The organism is Ignavibacteriales bacterium, from assembly GCA_026390815.1.
In the GTDB taxonomy this organism is placed as follows: domain Bacteria; phylum Bacteroidota; class Ignavibacteria; order Ignavibacteriales; family SURF-24; genus JAPLFH01.
The window spans coordinates 41,191-65,302 of sequence record JAPLFH010000039.1 but is presented as its reverse complement, the minus strand read 5'-3'; the positions used below and the strand labels follow the sequence as shown (position 1 = coordinate 65,302).

The window sequence follows — 24,112 nt, the reverse complement described above, 5'->3', positions numbered from 1 at the left end:
TTGAAGAAAAAATATTTTTTAAATAAAGAGTGGAAATTTTCTATCAATCCAAAAGAGATTGATCCAACTGCATCATCAAAGCAATTGAAGAAATATGGGCAATGGTTTAAGGCAACCGTGCCGGGAACAATTCACACAGATTTGTTAACCAATAAATTAATTCCAGAACCATTTTATTCTGATAATGAAACTCAACTTCAATGGATTGGTGAAACTGATTGGATCTACAAAACTATTTTTGATTTGCCAAAAGAATTTGATATCACCAAATCAGTTCGGCTGGTATTTGATGGATTAGATACCGTGGCAACAATTAAGTTGAATGATGTTGAACTTGGATCTTCCAACAATATGTTCCGTACATTCTCCTATAACGTTTCTACGATGTTAAAGTTAACTGGAAATGTTTTGGAAGTTGATTTTTCATCCGCTGAAAAATATGCTAAAGAATTGGAATTAAAATTTGGAATACTTCCGGTAGCATTAAGATCAGAAAGAGTGTACATACGAAAAGCACAATATTCGTTTGGCTGGGATTGGGGACCTGCATTCATTACAATGGGAATCTGGCGACAAGTTTATTTAATTCAGGATGAAGAATGCAAAATCGGTAATGTTTTATTTTCAACTAAATCAATTCATAATGATTTTGCTGAAGTTGAAGTAAAAGTTGAATTGGAGTATCCAGCAAATTCAATTTTAAAAATTAAAACTATTTTGGATGATGGAGAAAATACATTCGAAAAGATTTCTGAAACTGCAGATCAAAAATTAATTATTGAAAATATTGAGATTACAAACACAAAGATTTGGTGGCCCAATGAATACGGTGAACAGAGTTTGTATCACTTGACAATTCAACTCTTAGATAAGAACAACGAAGTTATTGATGAAGAAAAACGAAGGGTTGGAATAAGAACGATTGAACTTAAGCTAAAGAAGAATGGGGAAAATGTATTTCAATTTATAATTAATGGCAAACCGATTTTTGCCAAAGGTGCTAACTGGATTCCCGCCGATACATTCCTTCCAAGAGTTACCGAAGAAAAATATAATCAGCTTTTACTTGATGCCAAGAATGCAAATATGAATATCATCCGTGTATGGGGCGGAGGTATTTATGAGGATGATAAATTTTATGAAATATGCGATGAGCTTGGCTTAATGGTGTGGCAGGATTTTATGTTCGCCTGCGCGTCTTATCCTGAGCATCAGGAGTTTCTTGAAAATGTTTCTGGAGAAGTGAAAGAAAATATTGCTCGATTGCAGCATCATCCATCAATAATTATTTGGTGCGGGAATAATGAAAATGAGTGGATCTGGTTTCAGGAGCATCAAAAATCTTATAAAAAAATGTCTGGTTACAAAATCTACAATAAGCTTATACCAGATATTTTAAAGGAATTAGATTCTTCGAGACCATACTGGCAGTCTACACCTTTTGGTTTCGAAGAAAATCCAAACTCATCGTTAAGCGGGAACAGGCACCAGTGGGAAATTTGGAGTATGTGGACGGATTATAAAAAAGTAATATATGATACAAGTTTGTTCGTATCAGAATTTGGATTCCAAAGTCCCGCGAACTTTGAAACTTTCAAAAAGATTCTCCCCAAAAAGGTAAGAAAAATTCAGAGCAGGATTTTTGAATTCCACAACAAACAGGTTGAAGGACCTGAGAGACTATTTAAATTTTTATCTGCACACTTGCCAGTTAAAACGGAAATGAATGACTTCATATATCTAACTCAGCTTAACCACGGCTTTGCTATGAAAGAATGCCTGGAGCATTGGCGATTCCGATTTCCTGAAACGAACGGAACCATTATCTGGCAATTGAATGACTGCTGGCCTGTTTCAAGCTGGGCTTTAATTGATTCTGAACTGCGCACAAAACTTCCATATTATTTTGTAAAGAACGCTTTTGCTCCTCAGATCTGTGGACTCATCAAAAGAGAAAATGAAATTGATGTAACTGCAATAAATAATTCGCTTACGGAATTTGAAGGTACAGTACGACTTGATTTAATTCATCTTCCCAAAGGAAAGATAGAAGAGTTAGGAACCACAGAAGTAAAATTAAAATCACTTGAAAAGAAAATAATTCTAACTCTACCTATGGTTAATTCTTTTGAAATTGGGAGAACAGTTCTGATCTCTACTTTGTTTAATAATGAAAAGCAAATCCTTCATAGGAATGTTTTCATCGCACAGGAATGGAAATATCTTTTGTTGCCAAAAGTTAAAATTGCGATGAAAAAGAAAAAGGGTGAATTAATAATTTCCAGTAACAAACCTGCTTTCTTTGTTTATCTGCAAAGTGCGGATTTTAATTTTAAGGAAAACGGTTTTATTCTTCTGCCAGGCGAGGAAATAAAACTTGAAATGGAAAAAGGGAAAGGGAAGAAGGTTTCATATAAAAGTTTAAATCAATTTCTGGACTAAAAATTTTTTGCAAAGTTATTTTTCATATTTGTAGAAAAAGGATTTTATAATGTTTTTAAAATTTACAAGTATTTTGTTATTCATTTTTGTTCTTATCAATTTTCCTTTGCATTCACAAACACAAAAATTTCCTTCCGTTAATTTTAAAGATGATGCACAAATTGAAGTCGGTAATCATTACGTGGGAATTGAACTTCATCATAGTTCACCAATGCTCCAACGGATCAGCTTTTATTATCCAACTGCTAACAGTATTGATCTAAGCAACGATTATTGGAAGAGAGATTCTAACTTTATAATGGCAGCGTCACTATCGATTGACGGCAAAAAAGAATGGATTGGTTTAGAACCATATGAGCTCGTTTCAAATCCTTATTCAGTAAAATTGCAAAAGAGTGATGCGATAAAATCATTAAAAATTTCTTACGATTTTTGCAAGAACAAACCAGCAATGATTATTACTTTTGAAATTACAAATCTTGGAAAGGAAGCAAAAGAATTTGAATTTGAGACACAACTTGAAACATCAGTAAAAACCTGTCATTCATACAAATCAAAGGAGATTGCCTGGACGGAATTTGCTAATGATGGTGCAACAATCTTCACCAACTTTGAAGATCGGGAAACTCAGAATGCACAAATCTTTGTTGCAAACGCAGGACAAAATCCTGTTGATTGCACTTCGATCAGTTACTTAAGAAATGGTTCAATCATTCCAAATCGATGGTGGCAGAATGTTGATTGGAATAACAAACAAAAAATTATCTTAAAAGAAAACAAGCAAAGACCAGCGGCTTATTTTCTCTACAGAAAAAAGTTAAAACCGATGGAGACGATGAAAATCATTCAGATAGTTGGAATGTGCAAGCAAGATGAAGGGAAATCAATTACAAAATATCTCAAGGTTAATTTCAAAAAGGAAGTTAATGAGTTTGAAAAGTATATCAGTAACGAAGTTGGTAAGGTAAAATTTAAAACGGGAGATGAAGATTTAGACAAAACTTACGCTTGGGCGAAATCTCTTTTGGCAGTTAATCAACATTATATCGATGGAAGCATTCAACCGATGCCTTGTCCAGCAGAATATAATTTCTATTTCACTCACGATGTTCTGTTAACCAATTTAGCTGCTGTTAATTTTGATCTTGTGCGGGTGAAGAGTAATTTGCAATTCATAATAAAACATGCTACAAAAGATTATATTATTCCCCACGCCTATTATTGGCGGGATACATCTTATATTACCGAATACTGTACACCAGATAACTGGAACCACTTTTGGTTTATCATTCTTTCGGGCAGCTACCTGCGGCATTCAATGGATAAACCATTTCTTAAAACTTTATATCCATATCTAACTAAAAGTTTAGAACAAACACTGCAGAACAGAAAAGATGATTTGATGTGGGCTTATCGTCCCGACTGGTGGGACATCGGAAGAAATTTTGGTCCACGTTCATTTATGACAATACAAGCTATTAAGGCAATCAGAGAATATGTTTTTATTTCGACTATACTTGATGAAAATGCAACCAAACTTGAAGAATATGAAACGATGGCAGATAACATGCAAAAGAAATTAAATGAAAAGCTTTGGAGCAAAGATTTAAAATATTTGGTTAATTATTGGGAAGATGGAAGTCTTGATTCCCATTACTACATCGGCTCATTGCTTGCCGCACCTTATGGTTTAATTCCTGATGATAGGAAGAAAGAACTTGTTGAAACAGCTTCACAAAAACTTCTTGATCCAAAACTGGGAATATATGCCGCATATCCAATGGATTTTGATAAGCAGATTGAGTTTCTAAAATTTGCTGGCAACGAAGCAGGCGACCCATTTAAATATATTAATGGCGGAATCTGGACTCATGGAAACACCTGGTATGTTTTAGCTTTAATAGCAGCTAAAGAAAAAGAGAAGGCTTATACGTTTATTAAAAATATTATGACAATTAATGGAGTATTAAAAAGTCCCAACGGGCAACCCGCTATGTATGAATATAGAAACAGCAATAACCTGGATCCTTCAGTTTATGGCAAGATAGATAAACCTCAATTTATGTGGGCAGCTGGTTGGTATGTTTATGCACTCTATCATCTCTTTGGAATTGAAGAGAATGAATGGAATGTAAGTTTTAATCCTTATCTGAATAATGAAATCAAAAATTGTGAGTTTGATTTGATGGTGAACGGAAAGATGACAAAAGTAAGAATCGAAGGAAGCGGCGAACTATTGGAAAAGATTCTTTACGATGATAAAGATTATTCTTCTTCAGTAATCCCAGTTGATATCAAGCCCAAATCTATAATGCTTGTTTTAGGAAAATTAACTAAACCATACATAAGCCAAGTAAATGGTTTATTATCATCATGTGTTTATTCCCGCAATTCTTTAATCTGTAATATTAGCGCATATCAAGGAAAGGAAATATCATTAAAAATAATATCGCCGCAAAAACCTTGTTCAATCTTAATTGATAAACAAGAGATTAAAGATTTTTCTTTGGAAGAAATAGTTGGTGGTTATGAAATTATTATAAAACATAATTTGGGCAAGAACTCTTGCGAGGTAATTACAAAATTCTAAAAAATAAAATTTAATCATAAATAGAATATTCTTATTTTGGACAGGAATTAATAAACAATTTTATAACAAACAATTAATATTAAACAAAATGGCAGAAGTAAAACTAAAAAATGTAACCAAGATATATGATGGCGGAAATGTAGCAGTTCGGGAAGTGAATATTGAAATCAAGGATAAGGAATTTGTAGTGCTTGTTGGTCCATCGGGATGTGGAAAATCAACAACGCTAAGAATGATTGCCGGATTGGAAGAAATAACCAGCGGCGAATTGTATATCGATAATAAGCTGATGAACAATGTATCACCAAAGGATAGAGATATAGCAATGGTATTTCAGAACTATGCACTATATCCACATATGACCGTTTATGAAAATATGGCATTTGGATTAAAGCTAAGGAAGTTTCCTAAAAAGGAAATAAAGGAAAGAGTAACAGAAGCGGCAAAGATACTTGATATAGAACCATACTTAGAAAGAAAACCAAAAGCATTATCTGGCGGACAGCGGCAAAGAGTGGCAGTAGGCAGAGCGATAGTACGAAAGCCAAAAGTATTTCTGTTTGATGAACCACTAAGTAACCTTGATGCAAAACTGCGTGTACAGATGAGAACAGAAATATCGAAACTGCACAAGAAGCTGGAAGCAACGATGATATATGTAACGCACGATCAGACAGAAGCAATGACGATGGGCGAAAGAATAGTGATAATGAAGGATGGAGATGTACATCAGATAGATGCACCACTTACATTATATAACAATCCAATAAACAAGTTTGTAGCTGGATTTATCGGAAGTCCATCAATGAATTTTATCGAAGGAAAAATAATCAAGGAAGATGGAATAACATTTATAAGCAAGGATGGAAAGCTGAAAATTAAATTAGATGATAAGAATGAAAAGTTGATAACCCAGCAGGAAAAGGAAGTAACAGTTGGAATCCGACCGGAAGATATATCTGATACAAGGATAGAGAACAAAAATTTACAGCAGATAGAAGCCACGCTAGAAGTGGTAGAACCGATGGGAAACGAAATCTTCCTGTACTTCACACTTGCAGATTCACAAATAATAGCAAGAATACCGGCAAGAGAAAAACCAGATGTAGGGAAGAAGGTAAATTTATATCTGAACTTAGACAAGCTTCATTTCTTTGATAAAACTCTGGAAACTAAAATTTAATTCTGGCTTTCAGCATCATCAGAAAATTTGTGTTTCTTTTTTGTCCCTTCATAACTATCAATTTGTAAAAGTACACCTGTAAGTTTTCCGTTTACCAACGGAGTTCGTTTTGATGTTTTAAGACCAATATATTTACGCAGTGATGGTTCACCTGTATAAATAAAAGCGGTTGTACCTTTACAGTTTTGTTTTAGAAAATCCCCAAGCTCTTTATATAAAACCTGTACATCAGTTGGATTACTTAGCCGGATTCCATATGGAGGATTTGTAATCAGTGTTCCATTTTCAAATTGCTTTACATGCTGAAAAGGTTTGCAGGATAAATCAATTGATTCACTATAAGGAAGATGGGATAAGTTTTCCATAGCAACAGTTATCACCTTCTGAGATTTATCGCTTCCAATGATAAGTCCTTTTGGTAATGGTCGAATTTTTTTATCACATTCTTCTTTTAATACTTTCCAAATTTGTTGATCGTAATCAGGCATATAAAAAAATCCAAAATTCTTCCGTAGCGTCTGTGCTGGAATTCTACAATAGTGCATTAGTGCTTCACAAAGAATTGTTCCGGAACCGCACATACAATCCCACAGTGGATTATCGCCATTCCATTTGCTTAAACGTATTATGGCTGCGGCAAGTGTTTCCTGCATTGGTGCTTCACCTGCTAGTAATCTGTATCCTCGTTTATGAAGTGATTCACCAGAAGTATCCAAACTTATTACCGCAACATCTTTTTCAATGTGAAGATTTAGACGGACATCTGGATTTACAGTGTTAACATCAGGGCGCTCTCCAAATTTTGCTCTGAAATAATCTGCAATACCATCCTTTAAACATTGTGAGGCATATAGCGAATTGTTAATCTTGCTGTTTGAAACAGAAGCACTTATCGCAAATGTTTTATCAACTGGAAAAAACTCATCCCAATTAATATTTAATGCGGTTTTTGTAAGAACACCGGTATTATCGCAGTAAAAGGTTTTTAACGGCGCCAATACTCTTGATAATAATCGTGCTGTATAATTGATTTTATAAAGAGCAGTTTTATCAGCTTCAAAGTAAACTCCACGATAAGCTATCTTCGTATTTATTGCTCCAAGTTCTAACAGTTCTTGCTCACCAAGTTCTTCCATCATTCCAGTAATTTGTGCAAAGAAAACATTATTTTGTTGATATTCATACATCGAAAATTTCCTATTGTTTGGATTTATCAAACTATCTTAAGTGAAACGCAAATTTATACCAAGGGCTTTTGCATTTTACTAAACAAATATAATGATTTAGAATTCCACTATCGTACTTAGCGGAACTAAGAATTTAATAAGCGGGGAATCGATGAACCGGGGTATCTCCAATTCTGCAATTTTAAAATGAAGATTTACTTGATGAATACTTGTAGTGGAAACAGACATGGTGAAAAAGGTAACCTTCAAGGTTTATGAGAACCTTGAAGGTTTAACGTTTTTACAAACTACAATTTCCTTTCAGTTTAATATCTCTTGATGAAGCACCAATAAGAATTTCAAACTCACCGGATTCAAGCAGCCAATATTTTAATGAAGGCTCATAATATGAAAATGAGCTTGCATCTAAAGTTAATTCCGCGGTTTTAGATTCGCCTGGTTTAAGAAATACTTTCTTGAATCCTTTCAATTCTTTAACCGGTCTATCCAGTTTTGATTCTATGTCTCTTACATATAACTGGGCTACTTCTGCGCCAGCAACCTTCCCTGTATTTTTAATTTCGAAAGTGACTTTAACAAGATCTTTGGAATCTTGCAGCTTCGTTATTTTCAAATTACTGTAAGCAAAAGTTGTATAAGAAAAACCAAATCCAAACGGGAATAATGGTTCTATATTATTTTTATCGAAATGGCGGTAACCCACATAAATTCCATCTGTATATTCCGTAACGCTGTCCTTGGCTTTATAATATTTATAGGCTGAGCAATCTTCCCATTTCTTTGGAAACGACATTGGTAATTTTCCGGATGGATTATATACACCGCTCAAAATATCAAGTGCAGCACGGCTCATTTCGCTTCCACCAAACCAAGCTTGAACTAATCCTTTTACTTTTCCAATCCATTTTTCCATTAAAACAGGCGAACCGGAATTAATAACCACAACAACGTTTTTATTTACTTTAGCAACTTCTTCAATCAACTTATCCTGATCTGCCGGGAGAACAATGTTTTCTCTATCTGCTCCCTCTGATTCAATTCTTGGAGAAGTACCCACAAATAAAATTACAGCTTCGGAATTTTTTGCTGCGTCTAAAGCTGATTTCATCGGATCGTCTTCCGGCATATACCAACCTAACTTGGCTACAGCTCCACCTTTATTCTGATAAAACTCAATTTTAATTTTATGTTCTTTACCTGTCTCCAAACTCACATTTACATTTTTTGCTTCCGGTGCATGATCATTCCAATAATCAATCAGCATTTTATCATCAAGCCATAAACGTACACCATCATCACTTGTTAATTCCAGTGAATAGCTGCCGGTCTTTTCCGCTTTTATTTTTCCGGTCCATCTGACTGAATAATTAAATTTATTAAAGCCAGCTGTTGGTCCATCTTCTCCAAAATCAAAATTAACCTGCTTATCAATTCTTGAAAATGAAGGTGTACCTTTCAACTCCATATTATCAAAATATTCTCCAAGCAAGCCTTGCTCATTTTTATCTGTAAATAAATTTTTAGATGGAATTGCATCTGATTCTCCATCAATATGAACACCAGCGGCAAAATTGATTTTTAGCTTACCCCCAAATTTTTCTTTGATAACATCCAGCGGACTTAGTGCTTTAATCACATCCACCTGAGAGCTGCCACCTCCACCAGTTCTTGCGATACTTGCATTTGGACCAATTACAGCAATCGATTTCAACTTTGAAAAATCTAATGGTAAAATGTTTTCAGTATTTTGAAGTAACACTATTCCGGAGCGTGCTGCTTCAAAAGCTACGTTTAAGTTTTCCCTTGAACCGATGAGACTCTCATCCTTCAAACTTGGTTTTTCAAATAATCCCAACTTAAAAATTACACTCAATATTCTTTTAACTTTATCATCAATAGTAGATTCTTTTACTGTTCCACTTTTAATTGCATCCATCAAAGTGTTCTTATTCAGAAATTCACCTTTCGGCATTTCCAAATCCATTCCGCCATTTACTGTAGGAATTGAACTATGAACTGCACCCCAATCAGACATAACGAGCCACTTGTATCCCCACTCTTTTTTCAACTTATCAATCAAGAGATGATCATTCTCGCTGCAATAATTCCCATTCACTTTATTGTACGCATTCATCAAACAAAGAACATCTGCTTCCTGCACAGCGGCTTTAAATGCAGGGAGATAAATTTCATTTAAAGTTCTTTCATCAACTTTTGTATCCACAAACATCCTTTGGTCTTCCTGGTTATTGCATGCAAAATGTTTTACTGTTGCTGCAACACCTTCACTTTGAACTCCTTTGATATAATCAACCGCCATCCTTGAAGCTAAGTATGGATCTTCACCATAACTTTCAAAATTGCGTCCACCCTGCGGAATTCTTGCAATGTTTACACAAGGACCAAGAATTACATGGCGATCGTGCCCTTTAACCTCGCGCCCGATTGCTGCGCCAACATTATTCGCGAGCGCTGGATCCCATGTTGAGCTAAGACAAATTCCTGATGGAAATGCTGTCGACTTACCCCATCTTGCTCCAAGTGGTCCATCAGTCATTCTCAACTCAGGAATTCCTAAACGTGCATTAGGTTTGGTTGCAAATCCAGTTCCGCCCAGCATATCAATTTTTTCATCAAGAGTCATTCGCTTAAGCAGGTCTTCCACTCTTTCATCCAGGGAAAGTTTTGGATTTTTGTATGGCGGAATGTCATCCTTTTTTGAAAGAAACATACTACCGGAAATCAATGTAGAAATTACAATTAGAATTAAATATTTCATTTTGGGTACCATGTCTTACACCTTTTATTTTAAATGGAAATTGTTTTTCCTTTATTTAATTATAAAACAAAAAATTATTCAACATTAATTGTTTCCTTTCCAGGATTGATGTTAAAGTTTTTTGTACCATTTCTGTTTACAACAATCAACTCAAATGGTTTATTTGAAGTAACGGATATTTTTGCCGGACTATTCACATCGGATCTTCGTTGGCATATTATTGAGACAGTAACTTCACCAAAGTGAAGATTTTCAATGCCGTGTTTATCAATCCGGTTAAGTTTCCACGTTAATTTATTTTTCGCTCCTTCCGGACGCAAACCAATAACATTTTCAATTAATAATTGAATAGGACCGCAGCCGCTCCAGCCAACAAAATCAGGTTTAGCAGGATTCCCCTGCGAAAAAGATTCTGGCGAATAATTCTCCCAGATGGTTCCGTTTTTTTTATAAACTTTGTAAATTCCATCCAGATAAGTTTGTGAAGCTAAAGTTGCAAACTCTTCAAAACCGTAAAACTCAAGTCCTTTAATAATTGCAACATTTGTAGAAGCCCAAACACCGCCAAGCCAATATTGTCCATCGGCTTTATAATCCGGATGATCATAAGATAGGGAAGGAAAGGGAATTGGTCGCCAGAATTCTTTTGGATTCTTCAAATGTTCTAAAAGTTTTTCAGCCTGATGTTGAGAAGCGATTCCCGCTAACATTGCCCAGAAACATCCAACTGTTTTACATTTTATCTGGTTGCCATCATCGTCAAGATCGTAATACAAACCATCATCTTCGTTCCACATAAGCTGATTTATTTTATCCGAGATTTCTTTTGCTTTCACACGAAATTTTTCTGCTCGTTCGGAGTATTTCAATTCATCGCACATCTTTGCCATATCGCTGTAAAGCATTGCAACCTGGCAAGACATATCAGCCCAGGCAGAACCACTGCGCGGAGTATTATCCATTCCGGAACCAAGTCCAGTCTGCCAGAATAATCCATGTTTAGTATTTTCTTTTTTGCGATATTTTTCCAGCCACTCAGCATATTTTTCCAAAACTGGAAGAACGGATTGGTACCTGGATTTGTCGCCGGTGATTTTATAATTTTCAACTTCTGCCCAACTAAACAAAGGTGGATTGACGGTATTTTCCCTTCCCTCATAAACATAATCCTTACCATCTGCTTCCTGAATTTCTCTGCACATATAACCGTTTTCATATTGCCGGCAATAAAAATTATCCAGAGATTGAATTGCTGGAAAAATGAAATGAGCATAACGCGCAAACATAATCATAAAAATTGTATCCCACTGAAAGACAGATGGGGAGAACGCTTCATCAATATAATTGGAAACGAATGGAGAGCCTTGCGGCGGCTTTTTATAATGCTTGAAGGCTAATTCCCATGCTTTCCAGTAAAGATCAACATAATCTTTATTGTCTTCAAGAATTGGTGATGGCAGTTTTTCTTTGTTTGCATCAAATGTTGGAATTTGATTACCTGAATATTCTTTTTTTGAAAAGTAAGAACCGCGCTTACCTGTGTCTTCATATTGAGTAAAGATTTTTGCCTGAATGAAAAAAAGGATTAATATTGTTGTGTACAGATATGGTTTCATTAACTAACTCATAATTTTGTATCTTGCACAAGCGTGCCCAGACTGAGATTAAATTGCATTAGTTCTTGTGCTTTCCTGATAATTGCTAAATTGCTATTACTATGTTAAAAAACATTTTAGCAATAAAGCAATCGAACAATTTTTACTTCTTAGTAAAAACACGGACATAATCCACAAACATTTTTTGCGGAAACAACGTGCTTGCATCCGGGTTACCGGGCCAATTTCCACCAACAGCAACATTAAGTATAATATGAAATCGTTTATCGAATGGTTTTGTATGCTTTGTGGTATAATATAAATTGTTGTCTACATACCAATTGAATCCGGTTGCATCCCACTCAAGTGCAAAAACATGATAGTATTGAGCAAACGTTCCGCTTTTAAGACTGTAATTACCGCCATCCGATTGATGTTGGTTGTTTGTAGTATAATGCAGTGTACCATAAATTTTAGTGGTTTCATTACCAAGCATTTCCATAATATCAATTTCACCGCTTTCGGGCCAACCGCCATAAGTCCAGTCTGTTGGAAGCATCCAGATAGCTGGCCACAATCCCTGACCATATGGCAGCTTTGCCTTAATCTCAAATCTTCCATAAGTCCAATCACCTTTGTACTTAGTTCTAATTCTTGCTGAAGTATATTCTTTACCGAGATAATTTTTCTTCAAAGCCTGGATAACCAAAATTCCATTTTCAACATATGAATTTTCCGCGAGGTTAGTGTAGTACTGAAGTTCATTATTTCCACCACCATCACCATTAACCTCATATTCCCATTTCTTTTTGTCAACTGATGTGCCTGTGAATTCATCATTCCATACCAAAGTATAGCCAGCGGGAGTTGGGATTGTATCTGTTGCCGAGTTTGTAATTCCAGAATCTTCTTTCTTGCAATTCAGATCTGCGAATAAAAAGAGAGATGAAACGAAAAAAAATAATAACATTGAGAATAAAAATTTCATTTTATTCATCATTATTTCCAGTTTCTTTGAAACATATAATAAGCTTTCCGGAGGCGCCATTCATCCATACCATCATTATTGTTATCGGGAGTAGTGGCAATTATTCCCCACCATTCCTCATTGGAGTATCCATCGGGGTGGGCACCTGTTTCATAACCACCAAAATCATGAACATCAGGAGTTCCACCTTTCCACCATTCATCAGTAAACTCGAATACTGTTCCACCAACGCAAACATCACTGCTTGAAGATATCTGAACCCAGTTAGTGCTGTCAAAACTTGCCTGAACATCTTCATATTCCTTTTTATTCCGGTTATCCAAAGCATCAATTCCCCATTCCGTAACAACAATTGCCTTTTGCGATTTCTTTTTATACTCGGAAATTTTGGAAGCAATGTCCCATTCATAAATGTTGGATGCCCACAAATCCATATAAGTAAGTGAAGCATCATCAGCATTCAAAGAGGCATTTCCAATGTTATTTATACTTCCATTATTTCCACACACAGGATGATAAGTTTCTCCTTCAATTTTGTATGCTGCAATTGCAAGTTCCTGAATAAGCGTATACCAATTAGGAGTATTTCCATTTTGATAGTTTTGTTCATTTCCAATATTCCACATAAGCACTGCAGGATAATCTTTAAGATCAAGAACCATTTGTGAAAACTCATCCACAATCTGTTTACGAATATTTATGTCAGAAAAATCATAACCATATTGAACCCAGAAACTAACGATTACTCGTACATTGTTTTCTGCAGCTTTCGTCAGCAAATATTTTCCAACTCCGCTGTAAGTTCTAAATGTATTTCCATTCATAGCTTTCAACAATTGAACGCTTCTGTCGTCAATTCCCTGGAGGTAAGGTTTATCACCAATTGGTGTTGGTGAGAACGCAGCGCCTTTTACGATATACGGAGTATAAATTCCATCGCCATCAAAATCAGTTTCAAGGATTTTATTCCTTACTCTTACCTTGCCTTTGCTTAATGGTTTAACAGAAGGAATATCATAGGTTTTATGTGAAAGAACAGGATATAATGATGAAGTACCATTATTTGCAGAAGGAACATCAGCTTCAAAATCGTTATAGCCAATGTGTTGTACTTTTAATTTATGTTTTCCTGCTGAAAAATTCTTCAACTGGAAAATTCCATTATCATCAGTAAATGCGCCCTCAAAATCAGGTGCGGTTGAAAGAGTAACTTTAGAATTGCCAACCGGCTGTCCTTCAGTATTTTTCACAATTCCGGAAATAATTGTCGGGTTGGAGTATTCTGCCTGTGAAGCATCGCTGCAATTGACATGAAAAAAAGTAATCAAAAAAATTAAAACCAGCATTCGTGCAATGTAAAAAAAAGCCGAAGTTATATTTACGGTAAATGGAAATTTCTTTATTATCATTTTTTTAATTTACTCCACTACTTCAAATGAAGATTCCTGAACGTCCACGGAATTTGTGCCGACAAAAACTTTAAAAGTACCGGGCTCTACAGTCCACTTCATATCTTTGTTATAAAATGCCAAATCATTTTTGCCAAGTTCAAAATTTACAGTTTGGGATTCACCTTTCTTAAGAAATATTTTTTTAAATCCTTTAAGCTCTTTAACCGGACGGGTTACAGAAGCAAAATCATCTTTGACGTAAAGCTGAACGACTTCTTCTCCATCGTATTCGCCGCTATTCTTAACATCGACTGATACTTTTAGTTTACCATCAGTTAAAATTTTATCAGCACTTAGTTTTACTTTCCCATATTCAAATTTAGTAAAGCTCAACCCAAATCCGAAAGGATAAAGCGGAGTGTTAAGCGTGTCTATGTAATATGATGTATAAAAGTTTTTGGGATCGTATGGACGCCCGGTATTTTTATGGTTGTAATAAATCGGAACCTGTCCAACTGTTCTTGGAAATGTAACAGTAAGTTTTCCACCAGGATTATAATCACCGAATAAAACATCTGCAATTGCATTGCCCGCCTGCAATCCTAAAAACCAGGTTTCCACAACTGTAGGAATATTTGCTGCAATCCAATTTATTGAAAGTGGTCTTCCGTTCATTAAAATTACAATAACCGGTTTGCCGGTTTTAAAAATTTCTTTTGCTAGATCTTCCTGAACACCCGGCAGATCGAGGGATGCACGACTTCTTGCTTCACCAGTCATATGTCCTTCTTCACCAAGCGCTAAAATTATAACATCAGATTTTTTTGCAGTTTCAATTGCTTCATCAAAATATTTTTTTGAATTGCCAAGAATATTACATCCTTTTGAATAAAGTATGTTGGCTGTAGGAACTTTGGTTTTTATTCCCTGCAAAAGAGTAACAACATTTTTCGGATCGCCAAGCTGTTCCCAGGAACCCAAAGGATCCTGCTGGCTATCTGCTAATGGACCAATAACCGCAATAGTTTTTAGCGTTTTATTTAAAGGAAGAAGATTGTTTTCATTTTTTAAAAGAACAATCGACTTGCGCGCAACATCAAGAGCCGCTTCTTTATTTTCTTTTGTAAGGATATTTGTTTTTTCTAATTCTGCGTTACAATTTCGGTAAGGATTATCAAAGAGTCCTAATTCAAACTTTACGCGGAGAATTCTACGAACAGATTCATTTAACATTTCTTCAGAAATTTTCTTTTGCTTAATCAATTCAGGAAGCTGATCAATGTAAGCGCGCGCTTCCATATCCATATCAACACCGGCATTCAAACCAAGTAGAGCAGCTTCTTTAGGATTGGCAGCTATTTGATGAGGTATAAGTTCGCCAACAGAATTCCAATCACTAACAACAAATCCTTTAAACTTCCACTCACCGCGTAAAATTTCTGTAAGCAGGTGATGGTTTGCTGATGAAGGAACTCCAGCAATTTCATTAAAGCTGCACATAAAAGTTTTTACACCGGCATCAACAGCGGCTTTAAATGGTGGTAGGTAAACTTCACGTAAAGTTCTTTCAGAAATATCCACTGTGTTATAATCTCTTCCACCTTCTGCAGCGCCGTAAGCGGCAAAGTGTTTTGCACATGCAATTATATTTTCATTTGATGTTAAATTTCCCTGAAATCCTTTAACACGTGCGGCTGCCATAACTGAACCAAGATATGTATCTTCACCAGAACCTTCTACAATTCTTCCCCAGCGCGGATCGCGTGCAATATCTACCATTGGTCCAAAAGTCCAATGAATTCCGGATGCAGATGCTTCCTTTGCAGAATATCTTGCAGATTTTTCAACAGCGGAAGGATCCCAACTGGAAGCTTCTGCAAGGGGAACTGGAAAAGTAGTTTTAAAACCATGTATAACATCTAATCCAAAAATTAATGGAATCTTTAAGCGGGTTTCTTCTATTGCAACTTTCTGAAGCTGTCTTGTAATATCTGCTCCAACTGCATTTAGAAACGAACCAACCTTTCCTTCTTTTACTAATTTCTTCTGCGCGTCCATATCTTCCTGTTTAACAACAGGTCCCCATCCCAAGCCACTTGAAAGCTGGTTTAACTGTCCAACTTTTTCTTCAAGCGTCATTACGGCAATAATTGAATCGATTTTTGTTTCAAATGATTTTGATTGAGAATTAATTGCACTAGATAATACAAGAAATAAAATTAGCCCGATAATAGTTTTACGTAAAAGTAAGTGCATAATTACCTCTTTAAAGAATTGTAAAATTAAAACCACCTCTTAGTCATTAAAATATCAAATCACAAACTAAGAGATGGTTGGAGGAGGAGTTCTATTTAAGTATCAATTTATAAATTTAAAATTCCGAACAAATTCCAGATAACAATTACTAGATTTTTATTTTTGGCAAATTGAAGTTGTTTCTTATCCGATGTTTGTTCATTGCCATTTTAATACGTTAATCCAAATCCATATTTAAATAGTGGTTTATAATCTTTATCGCCAACGTTTATTGGAATCTGCGTCATATCTTTGGGCCAGGAATGAGATAGTTTTCCAGTTGGTTTATAATCACCAAACAGAACATCCGCAACACCCTGCCCCTCTGTACCGGGCAACCAGGCAGCAACAAACGCATTGCTGAGGTTTAATACGGGATCAATAATCATTGGTCTGCCGGAAAGAAGAACAACCACTACTGGAACACCAGCAGTTTTTGCGTTTTTAATTGCCTGTACATCTTCTTCATCAAGCTTTAAATCTTGTTTATCACCTTTCATTTCAGCATAGGGAGTTTCACCAATAACAACAATTACCACATCGCATCCGGCAGCACCGGTACCATCTTTAGAAAATTTAACTTCAGTTTTTGGAGAAACAGTTTTCTTTATTCCATCCAAAATTGTAGTGCCGGTTGTCAAATCGTTTCCGCTTAATCCTTGCCAGATAATTGTCCAGCCTCCGCATTGGTTGCCAAGATCATTTGCATTCTTACCTGCCACTAAAATTGTCTTTGCATTTTTCTTTAATGGAAGAGTCTTATTATCATTCTTTAATAGAACCAATGATTGACGGACACACTCGCGCGCAACTGCTCTATGTTCTGCTGAGCCAACTTTTGCAGTTAGTTCTTTATCTGTCATTGGGTGTTCGAATAAATCCATCATAAATTTTATTCTTAAAATCCGGGAGACAGCATCATCAATTCTAGATGTTGGAACTGTTCCTTCGTTCACTAATTCTTTCAAGTCCTTTATAAAATCAAGATAACTATTTTTGGCATTATGCCCGTTTGGAATCATTGCCATATCCATTCCAGCATTTATAGAAATGGCAATCGCCCGTTTATAATTACTGTCCAGCTGATCTATTGCAGCCCAATCCGAAACTATAAATCCTTTAAAGCCAAGTTCTTTTTTCAAAACGTCAGTCATTAAAAATTTATTACCGTGCATCTTCTGTCCATTCCAACTATTGTAAGAAGCCATAACGGAACCGGCACCAGCTTTAACTGCGTCAACATAACCCGGCAAATGAAGTTTTCTTAAAGTTTGTTCATCTACTTCTGTATTGCCCTGATCTATTCCATTAGTTGTTCCACCATCACCAACAAAATGTTTTGCACAGGCAAGAATAGAAGTTTTTTCTGACAGATTTTTCCCCTGCAAACCTTTTACATAAGCTGCACCAAGAGACTTTGCTAACTCCGGAGATTCGCCGAAGCTTTCAAATGTTCTACCCCATCTTTCATTTCGTGCAACAGCAATGCAAGGGGCAAAATCCCAATCGATTCCAGTTCCGGCAATTTCTGCTGCTGTAACTGCGGCAGCCTTTTCCACCAATTTTGCATTACGCGTACAACCCAAGCCAACATTGTGTGGAAATATTACTGCACCTTTAACATTGTTATGTCCATGTACAGCATCAATACCAGCAATAATTGGAATCTTCAACGGAGTTAGAAGTGCATAGGATTGGAGTTGATCATAAACTTTTGCCCAACCTTGAGGAGAAAGATCATCAATTTCTGTATCGCCACCCCAAAGTATCGAACCAATGTAGTACGTTTTAATATCATCAAGATTATTTTTGATGGCGCTATAATCCACTTGTGTCATTTGCCCGATCTTTTCATCGAGCGACATTTTTGAAAGTAATGAGGCAACTTTCTTTTCGATTGCCTTATCATTTTTATTTTTTGATGACTTGTTCATTTGGTATTTATCTCCAACAAATCCAAGAAATAAAATTGTTATAAGTATAATTGGTATAAATATTTTCCTTCGCATTTTAATCTCTTAAATTATTTTTAAATTGATTTAGCTTATATAATCCAGCTTGAATAGCCGGGAAAAATTTACATATAAATTAGTTTGTTATTTTTTCCTTATCTAATTCCTTCCAAATCAATGCACTTGCACCAAGTACGGCAGTATTTCCTTTTGTTAAACCGGATGGAAGCAGCTTTACTTTATTTTTGAAAATGTTAAGCATATTTTCTTCCATGTATTTTTTAGTTGGATTGAAAATCAAATCACCGGCAGCAGCTAACCCACCAAAGAGAATAATTGCTTCCGGACTTGTATGAGCAACTGCATCGGCTAATTTAATTCCAAGAATTTTAGCAGTATAATCAAATGCATCCAGGGCAATCTTATCTTTATTTACGGCAGCATTAAAAATCATTTTTGAAGTTAAATCGTTAAATGGAATATTTCTTAAAGAGCTTTCTTCCATAGAAGTACAAAGCAGTTCATAAACAGTTCTTCTAATTCCAGATGCAGAAGCATAAGTTTCTAAACAGCCTTTTCTACCGCAACCGCACTGTCTTCCATTAATATCTACAATAGTATGTCCAATCTCGCCGGCAAATCCATCGTGACCATAAACCAATTCGCCATTAACAACAATTCCGCTGCCTAATCCTGTACCCAAAGTAATTACAATAAAATCTTTCATTCCTTTTGCGGCACCGAATTGCATTTCACCAATTGCCGCAGCGTTTGCATCATTGGTAATTGCTGAGGGTAAATCGTGATATTGTTTAATTATTTCAAGAACATTAACAATTCCCCAGCTTAAATTAGGTGGTTGTTCTACGGTTCCATTATAATAATTAGCATTGGGAGCACCAATACCAATTCCAACTAACTGGCAGGAATTTGAAATGCTTTTGAAAATTTCTTCTGCCTTTTCAAATAACCTGGCAAACAGAAACGGAGCGTCTTCATGAGCATTTGTTGGAATTGAAGAATCCGCCATACAATTCCCCTGAATATCTACAAACCCAAAAACTGTATTGGTTCCGCCAATGTCTATTCCAAGTGTTACTTCTTTCTTCATCAACTTAAGCTCTTGCAGTTTTTAGAAATGAAGGAATATGTCCTTTAATGCCATAATATGCTATATAGATATAGCAAAGTACTGGCAAGAAAAAGGCGTGATGAATTCCAATGTTATCTGCAAAGAATCCTTGTGCAACTGGTATTATGGCTCCACCAACAATTGCGGCACATAAAATTCCAGAACCTTGTCCGGTATGTTTGCCTAATCCGTCAATTGCAAGTGTAAAGATTGTTGGAAACATAATTGAATTAAATAATCCAACTAAAAGTATAGACCACATTGCAACTGAACCGTTGGTAAGCATTGTTGTAATAACTAATACAGCGGCAACAACTGCATTAAATGCCAATACAGTTCCAGGTTTTATTTTTCTTTGAACATAGGCTCCAATAAATCTTCCAACCATTGCACCACCCCAGTAGAATGAAACATATTTTCCGGCTTGCTCTGGAGCCAGTCCGGCAATTTCTTTAACACCAAAATAGTTTACTAAAAAACTTCCAATTGAAACTTCACCACCGACGTAAACAAAGATTGCCACAGCTCCAAGAACCAAATGCTTGTAACCCCAGGCGCTCTTGTGTACACTATCAAAACTTCCTCCGCTTCCACCACTTGCCGAAACATCTGCTGCTTCAATTTTAGGCAGTTTGAACATAGCAAAGATAACAGCAATTAAGATCAAAGCTGCTGCTAATCCAAGATATGGTAACTGTACAGAGCTTGCTTCGGTAGCTTTATATATTGCAACCTGATCTGGAGATAATTTAGTTAATTCATCCGCACCTTTTACAGCTACTGAAAGAATTAATACTGAACCCAGATAAGGTGCAATGGTTGTTCCAAGGGAATTAAATGCCTGGGAAAGGTTTAATCTGCTTGCAGCAGTTTCCGGTTTACCCAATATTGCCACATAAGGATTTGCTGCTACCTGAAGCAAAGTTATTCCACTTGCTAAAACAAAAAGAGCGAACAAGAATACGGGATATGAACGCATACCTGCTGCAGGATAGAAGAATACACAGCCAATACCAGCCGTTATTAACCCAATGATAATCCCTTTCTTATAACCAATTTTTTCTACAAGCATTCCAGAAGGAAGTGAGATAATTGCATATGCTGTAAAAAAAGTGAACTGAATTAACATTATTTGCGTGTAGTTCAAATCGAAGACAGCTTTTAGATGTGGAATTAGAATATCATTTAAGCAGGTTAAAAATCCCCACATAAAAAATAATGAAGTAAGAACTATTAGTGCCGGCGTATAGTTTGCGCCATTTCCTGTCGACTTAACATTTGTTGACATCGTAGGACTAGATGCAGCCATAAATACTCCTAATGATTAGGTTAAAAAAATCGTTTATACTCAGTTAAAATATTTTTATTAAAAGATGAATTTTTTGACACTTGAATGCTATTTATTAAGTTGGCAAAGGTCAAATATTATGCCTGTTATTACAATTAAAGGAATAAATTATATCTCAAATTTTTCCATAAAAATATATTCAAGCTGATATTCTACTTATCAATTTAATAACAACTACTTATTAAATTGATAAGTGAAATGAAATAAAAGTCTGCTCAAGGAAATTCACTACACAATAAGATTTAATTATTTGACCCAAATGTAAAGTGTAAACTATTCGGATTTTTTTTAACTTGCATTAGCGATTTTGAGAAAATGAGGTTTTTAAAATAAAATTAAAATCAAATGAAATTTGAGAAACTTTTTTATGTTATTGTAAGCACTATTCTTATTACAGCCTTTATACTAATTGGATATGTTTCTTCACCATTAAATTCCCGAAACCCGGAAGGTCCAGTTAAAAAGATATATTTTGTCGATCATATTTCTATTGCTCATCAAAAAGTGATTGATCTTTTTAATCAAAAATACAAGGGTCAAATTCAGGTTGTTGCTATAAATACTCCATTTGAAAAGTTTAGCACAAATGAAAGGAAAGAACTTCTTGCAAGGTATTTGCGAAGTAAAAGTGAACGAATTGATGTTTTAGCCGTCGACCAGATATGGGTTCCCCGTTTTGCTAAGTGGTGTATCCCGTTGGATAAACTTATCACACAAAAACAAAAAGACAATTTATTGCCGCAAGCATTAGAATCCAGTATTTATAAAAATACTTTAGTTGCTATTCCAATTTACATTGATATAGCTGTGATGTTTTACAGGAAAGATTTATTGATGGAGTTGCCAGATTTTAAAATATGGCAAAAGAAGCTAAGCGAATCTATTACCTGGGAGGATTTTATACTGCTTAATCAAAGACTTAAAAAGCAAAATCCTTTCTTCTTATTCCCCGCAGATGATTATGAAGGGCTTATATGCAGCTTTGCAGAAATGATGGCTGAACAAAACAAAAGTATTGTTGAGTACAATAAACTAAATCTTATTTCACCAGAAGCAGTTAAATCTTTACAGCTACTTGTAGATTTAGTAAATAAATATGGCGTTTCCCCAAAACAGGTATGTGAGTTTAAAGAAAATCCAAGCTATGATTATTTTGTTGAAAATAACGGTATATTTTTACGCGGTTGGGCAAGCTTTGAGGTTAACTACAAGGATAAATTCAAATCTCCTAATGCAACAATTGAAAAAGCACCAACTCCGCACTTTGCAGGTGGAAAAGTAACTTCTGTATTTGGCGGCTGGAATTTAATGATTTCAAAATATTCAACCAAAGTATCGGAATCAATGACATTTATTAATTTTATTCAAAGTAAAGAAGCACAAAAAATTATGTACGAGGTTGGCGGATATTTACCCATCAACAATGAAATATACTCTGATTCAGCTTATATTAACAAACATAATGAACTAAAATTTTACAAGACACTTCTGCAGCATGGTTTCCACAGACCATTTTTAGAAAATTATACAAATATTTCAGACATACTTTCGTACTATTTAAATTTGGCAATGCAGCAAAAAATTACTGTTAAAGATGCGTTGACAAAGGCAGAAGAAAAAATAAATCAAACTAGTAATTTTTAGAATGATAAAATTATGAGCAAAAAAAAAATAATTGAGAAATTGAAGGAATATCATTTCGAGTTCAAACATCTTACCGTTCTCTTTATTATTCTTTTCTCATTTCAATTAATACTTTCTTTCATAAATAAATCTTCTATCAATAGCTTTTTAAGTAAAACCCAGGATTGGTATCAAAAAGATTCCGCTGAGCGACTTGCTAATTTAACAACTACATCGTTGGAGCTATTAGTGGAAACTCTAAATCCAAAAGAAAAACTTGAAGATGATGAAGTGAACAGAATCATTCAGTCATTCGATATAATTTTTAGCCAGCAAGTGCTTCAGCATAATATTGAAGAGATTTGTGTGTTGGTAACAAAGGATAAAAACATTTACGCAATTGATGATGGCAGTATTTTATTTTCTTTCTTATTTAAGAATGAATACAATCCACCGAAACCAAAGGTTGGGCATTCAAACGCAATAAAAATTTTTCAAAGTATAAAGAATGATTTGATCTCAAAAGAACAAATTTACAGCATCTTAACGGACAAACAGACTTTTCATATTTTAGTGCCGTTTGTTTTACGCGGAGAATTTGTTGGCGCACTTTATATGAAAAATACTCCAAATTTTTCTTTCATAACAAATCAAATCAGTTCAAGCTACGATGAAACTTCTGTTATATATCTTTCGTTAATTCTATTTGGTTTACTGGCAATGTACTTTATTTCCAGTTACACTGTAAAGGAAAGAGACGAAGCACAAAAACTTTTATTTGAGGAGCACGAAAAGAATTTAAAAAAACAATTCAACTATGAAAAAGAATTGCTTTTTACTAAAAGGATTTATCACACTCATCATAAAGCAGAAAAGGTGATGGGTTTTATTAAAGACGATTTACGACAGCTTAACCCGGAGAACACTAAAGAAATTAAAGATAGAGTTACAAAATACTCCAACTTCATTTCGCGTGTAATTTATGATATGAAATGGTACGATCCGCCGGTGCAGACAATTAGGAATCCAATCTTCAGGACAAATTTAAATGAGGTTATTCGTTTTATTGTTGAGCATATTTTCTTAAGAATTTCAAGAAAGTCGAATGCTTATCAAATAGAATTAAATTTGGATGAAAATCTCCCCATCGTTCCGGTAAATGAATTTGTTATTTGGGAAATTATAGAACCGTTAATACAAAACAGCATTGAACACGGCGGCGAACAGTTTCTTACCATAATTATAAAGACGAAATACAATCCGGAACAAAAACTATCAACCATAGAAATTTCTGATGATGGGAAAGGTATTTTGCCAGAATTGATAGAAAAAACTGATGATGGAATTCAAAAAATATTTTTGGAAAATGTAACAAGCAAAAAAACCGATATGCAAAATGTTGGGTATGGTTGCTATATAGCTTATGAGATTAGCAAACGCTGCGGCTGGGAATTGCATGCTAAAAATTTCAGCGGCAAAGGATGTGCATTAATTATTGCTATAAAAAACTAATAGAGAAATTCAAAAACTGATTTTTTTTACGGTGATCAAATTAAAAGATTAACGAGTGAATGATAACAAAAAACTTTGAAATTATTATTAAAATT

14 protein-coding genes are annotated in these 24,112 nt (G+C 35.0%); 5 read left to right on the top strand and 9 right to left on the bottom strand.

The features are described 5' to 3' along the window. The 3 genes from NTX22_12085 to ugpC all read left to right on the top strand — a co-directional run bounded on the left by NTX22_12085 (position 1) and on the right by ugpC (position 6,215). Positions 1 to 2,442 carry a hypothetical protein gene (locus NTX22_12085; GenBank protein ID MCX6151259.1) on the top strand — a complete coding sequence of 814 codons (2,442 nt, stop codon included), beginning with the start codon at positions 1 to 3 and terminating at the stop codon, positions 2,440 to 2,442. 49 nt (positions 2,443 to 2,491) lie between these two features. Then, positions 2,492 to 5,032, top strand: coding sequence for a hypothetical protein (locus NTX22_12080; GenBank protein MCX6151258.1), 2,541 nt, complete (start codon positions 2,492 to 2,494; stop codon positions 5,030 to 5,032). An 88-nt stretch (positions 5,033 to 5,120) separates the two neighbouring features. Then, positions 5,121 to 6,215: a sn-glycerol-3-phosphate ABC transporter ATP-binding protein UgpC gene (gene ugpC / locus NTX22_12075; GenBank protein ID MCX6151257.1), complete on the top strand. Its 1,095-nt coding sequence runs from the start codon at positions 5,121 to 5,123 to the stop codon at positions 6,213 to 6,215. On the opposite strand, the gene NTX22_12070 is transcribed toward ugpC, so the two are convergent. The 9 genes from NTX22_12070 to fucP all read right to left on the bottom strand — a co-directional run bounded on the left by NTX22_12070 (position 6,212) and on the right by fucP (position 20,843). Continuing rightward, a complete protein-coding gene (locus NTX22_12070; protein ID MCX6151256.1) occupies positions 6,212 to 7,402 on the bottom strand; it encodes a class I SAM-dependent RNA methyltransferase in 1,191 nt (396 codons plus the stop codon). The genes ugpC and NTX22_12070 overlap by 4 nt on opposite strands. 280 nt (positions 7,403 to 7,682) lie before the next feature. Further along, the gene (locus NTX22_12065; protein ID MCX6151255.1) at positions 7,683 to 10,181 is read right to left on the bottom strand and encodes a glycoside hydrolase family 3 C-terminal domain-containing protein; all 2,499 of its coding nucleotides are present in this window, start codon (positions 10,179 to 10,181) and stop codon (positions 7,683 to 7,685) included. Positions 10,182 to 10,255: 74 nt separating this feature from the next. Then, the gene (locus tag NTX22_12060; GenBank protein MCX6151254.1) at positions 10,256 to 11,797 is read right to left on the bottom strand and encodes a trehalase family glycosidase; all 1,542 of its coding nucleotides are present in this window, start codon (positions 11,795 to 11,797) and stop codon (positions 10,256 to 10,258) included. A 142-nt stretch (positions 11,798 to 11,939) separates the two neighbouring features. Then, on the bottom strand, positions 11,940 to 12,764 hold the full coding sequence (locus NTX22_12055; GenBank protein MCX6151253.1) for a glycoside hydrolase family 16 protein: 825 nt from the start codon (positions 12,762 to 12,764) through the stop codon (positions 11,940 to 11,942). 11 nt (positions 12,765 to 12,775) lie between these two features. Beyond that, on the bottom strand, positions 12,776 to 14,173 hold the full coding sequence (locus NTX22_12050; protein MCX6151252.1) for a carboxypeptidase-like regulatory domain-containing protein: 1,398 nt from the start codon (positions 14,171 to 14,173) through the stop codon (positions 12,776 to 12,778). A 9-nt stretch (positions 14,174 to 14,182) separates the two neighbouring features. Beyond that, on the bottom strand, positions 14,183 to 16,411 hold the full coding sequence (locus NTX22_12045) for a glycoside hydrolase family 3 C-terminal domain-containing protein (protein ID MCX6151251.1): 2,229 nt from the start codon (positions 16,409 to 16,411) through the stop codon (positions 14,183 to 14,185). Between the two features lie 209 nt (positions 16,412 to 16,620). Then, complete coding sequence (locus NTX22_12040) at positions 16,621 to 18,459, bottom strand: glycoside hydrolase family 3 C-terminal domain-containing protein (GenBank protein ID MCX6151250.1); 1,839 nt, start codon at positions 18,457 to 18,459, stop codon at positions 16,621 to 16,623. A 79-nt stretch (positions 18,460 to 18,538) separates the two neighbouring features. Then, positions 18,539 to 19,513 carry an ROK family protein gene (locus tag NTX22_12035; GenBank protein ID MCX6151249.1) on the bottom strand — a complete coding sequence of 325 codons (975 nt, stop codon included), beginning with the start codon at positions 19,511 to 19,513 and terminating at the stop codon, positions 18,539 to 18,541. 4 nt (positions 19,514 to 19,517) lie between these two features. After that, positions 19,518 to 20,843 carry an L-fucose:H+ symporter permease gene (fucP, locus tag NTX22_12030; GenBank protein MCX6151248.1) on the bottom strand — a complete coding sequence of 442 codons (1,326 nt, stop codon included), beginning with the start codon at positions 20,841 to 20,843 and terminating at the stop codon, positions 19,518 to 19,520. A 384-nt stretch (positions 20,844 to 21,227) separates the two neighbouring features. Here fucP and NTX22_12025 point away from each other — a divergent pair, with 384 nt between their 5' ends. Both NTX22_12025 and NTX22_12020 read left to right on the top strand, forming a co-directional pair. Continuing rightward, positions 21,228 to 22,526, top strand: a complete 1,299-nt coding sequence (locus NTX22_12025) for an extracellular solute-binding protein (GenBank protein MCX6151247.1) — start codon at positions 21,228 to 21,230, stop codon at positions 22,524 to 22,526. 12 nt (positions 22,527 to 22,538) lie between these two features. Continuing rightward, positions 22,539 to 24,017 (top strand): ATP-binding protein, encoded by a 1,479-nt coding sequence (locus NTX22_12020; GenBank protein ID MCX6151246.1) that lies wholly within the window; start codon positions 22,539 to 22,541, stop codon positions 24,015 to 24,017. Positions 24,018 to 24,112 lie beyond the last annotated feature (95 nt).

Bases quoted from the DNA above. Each gene is read 5' to 3' on its own strand.
- NTX22_12080 (MCX6151258.1), top strand. From the start codon at position 2,492: ATGTTTTTAAAATTTACAAGTATTTTGTTATTCATTTTTGTTCTTATC.
- ugpC (MCX6151257.1), top strand. From the start codon at position 5,121: ATGGCAGAAGTAAAACTAAAAAATGTAACCAAGATATATGATGGCGGA.
- NTX22_12070 (MCX6151256.1), bottom strand. From the start codon at position 7,402: ATGTATGAATATCAACAAAATAATGTTTTCTTTGCACAAATTACTGGA.
- NTX22_12065 (MCX6151255.1), bottom strand. From the start codon at position 10,181: ATGAAATATTTAATTCTAATTGTAATTTCTACATTGATTTCCGGTAGT.
- NTX22_12060 (MCX6151254.1), bottom strand. From the start codon at position 11,797: ATGAAACCATATCTGTACACAACAATATTAATCCTTTTTTTCATTCAG.
- NTX22_12055 (MCX6151253.1), bottom strand. From the start codon at position 12,764: ATGAAATTTTTATTCTCAATGTTATTATTTTTTTTCGTTTCATCTCTC.
- NTX22_12050 (MCX6151252.1), bottom strand. From the start codon at position 14,173: ATGATAATAAAGAAATTTCCATTTACCGTAAATATAACTTCGGCTTTT.
- NTX22_12045 (MCX6151251.1), bottom strand. From the start codon at position 16,411: ATGCACTTACTTTTACGTAAAACTATTATCGGGCTAATTTTATTTCTT.
- NTX22_12040 (MCX6151250.1), bottom strand. From the start codon at position 18,459: ATGCGAAGGAAAATATTTATACCAATTATACTTATAACAATTTTATTT.
- NTX22_12035 (MCX6151249.1), bottom strand. From the start codon at position 19,513: ATGAAGAAAGAAGTAACACTTGGAATAGACATTGGCGGAACCAATACA.
- fucP (MCX6151248.1), bottom strand. From the start codon at position 20,843: ATGGCTGCATCTAGTCCTACGATGTCAACAAATGTTAAGTCGACAGGA.
- NTX22_12025 (MCX6151247.1), top strand. From the start codon at position 21,228: ATGAAATTTGAGAAACTTTTTTATGTTATTGTAAGCACTATTCTTATT.
- NTX22_12020 (MCX6151246.1), top strand. From the start codon at position 22,539: ATGAGCAAAAAAAAAATAATTGAGAAATTGAAGGAATATCATTTCGAG.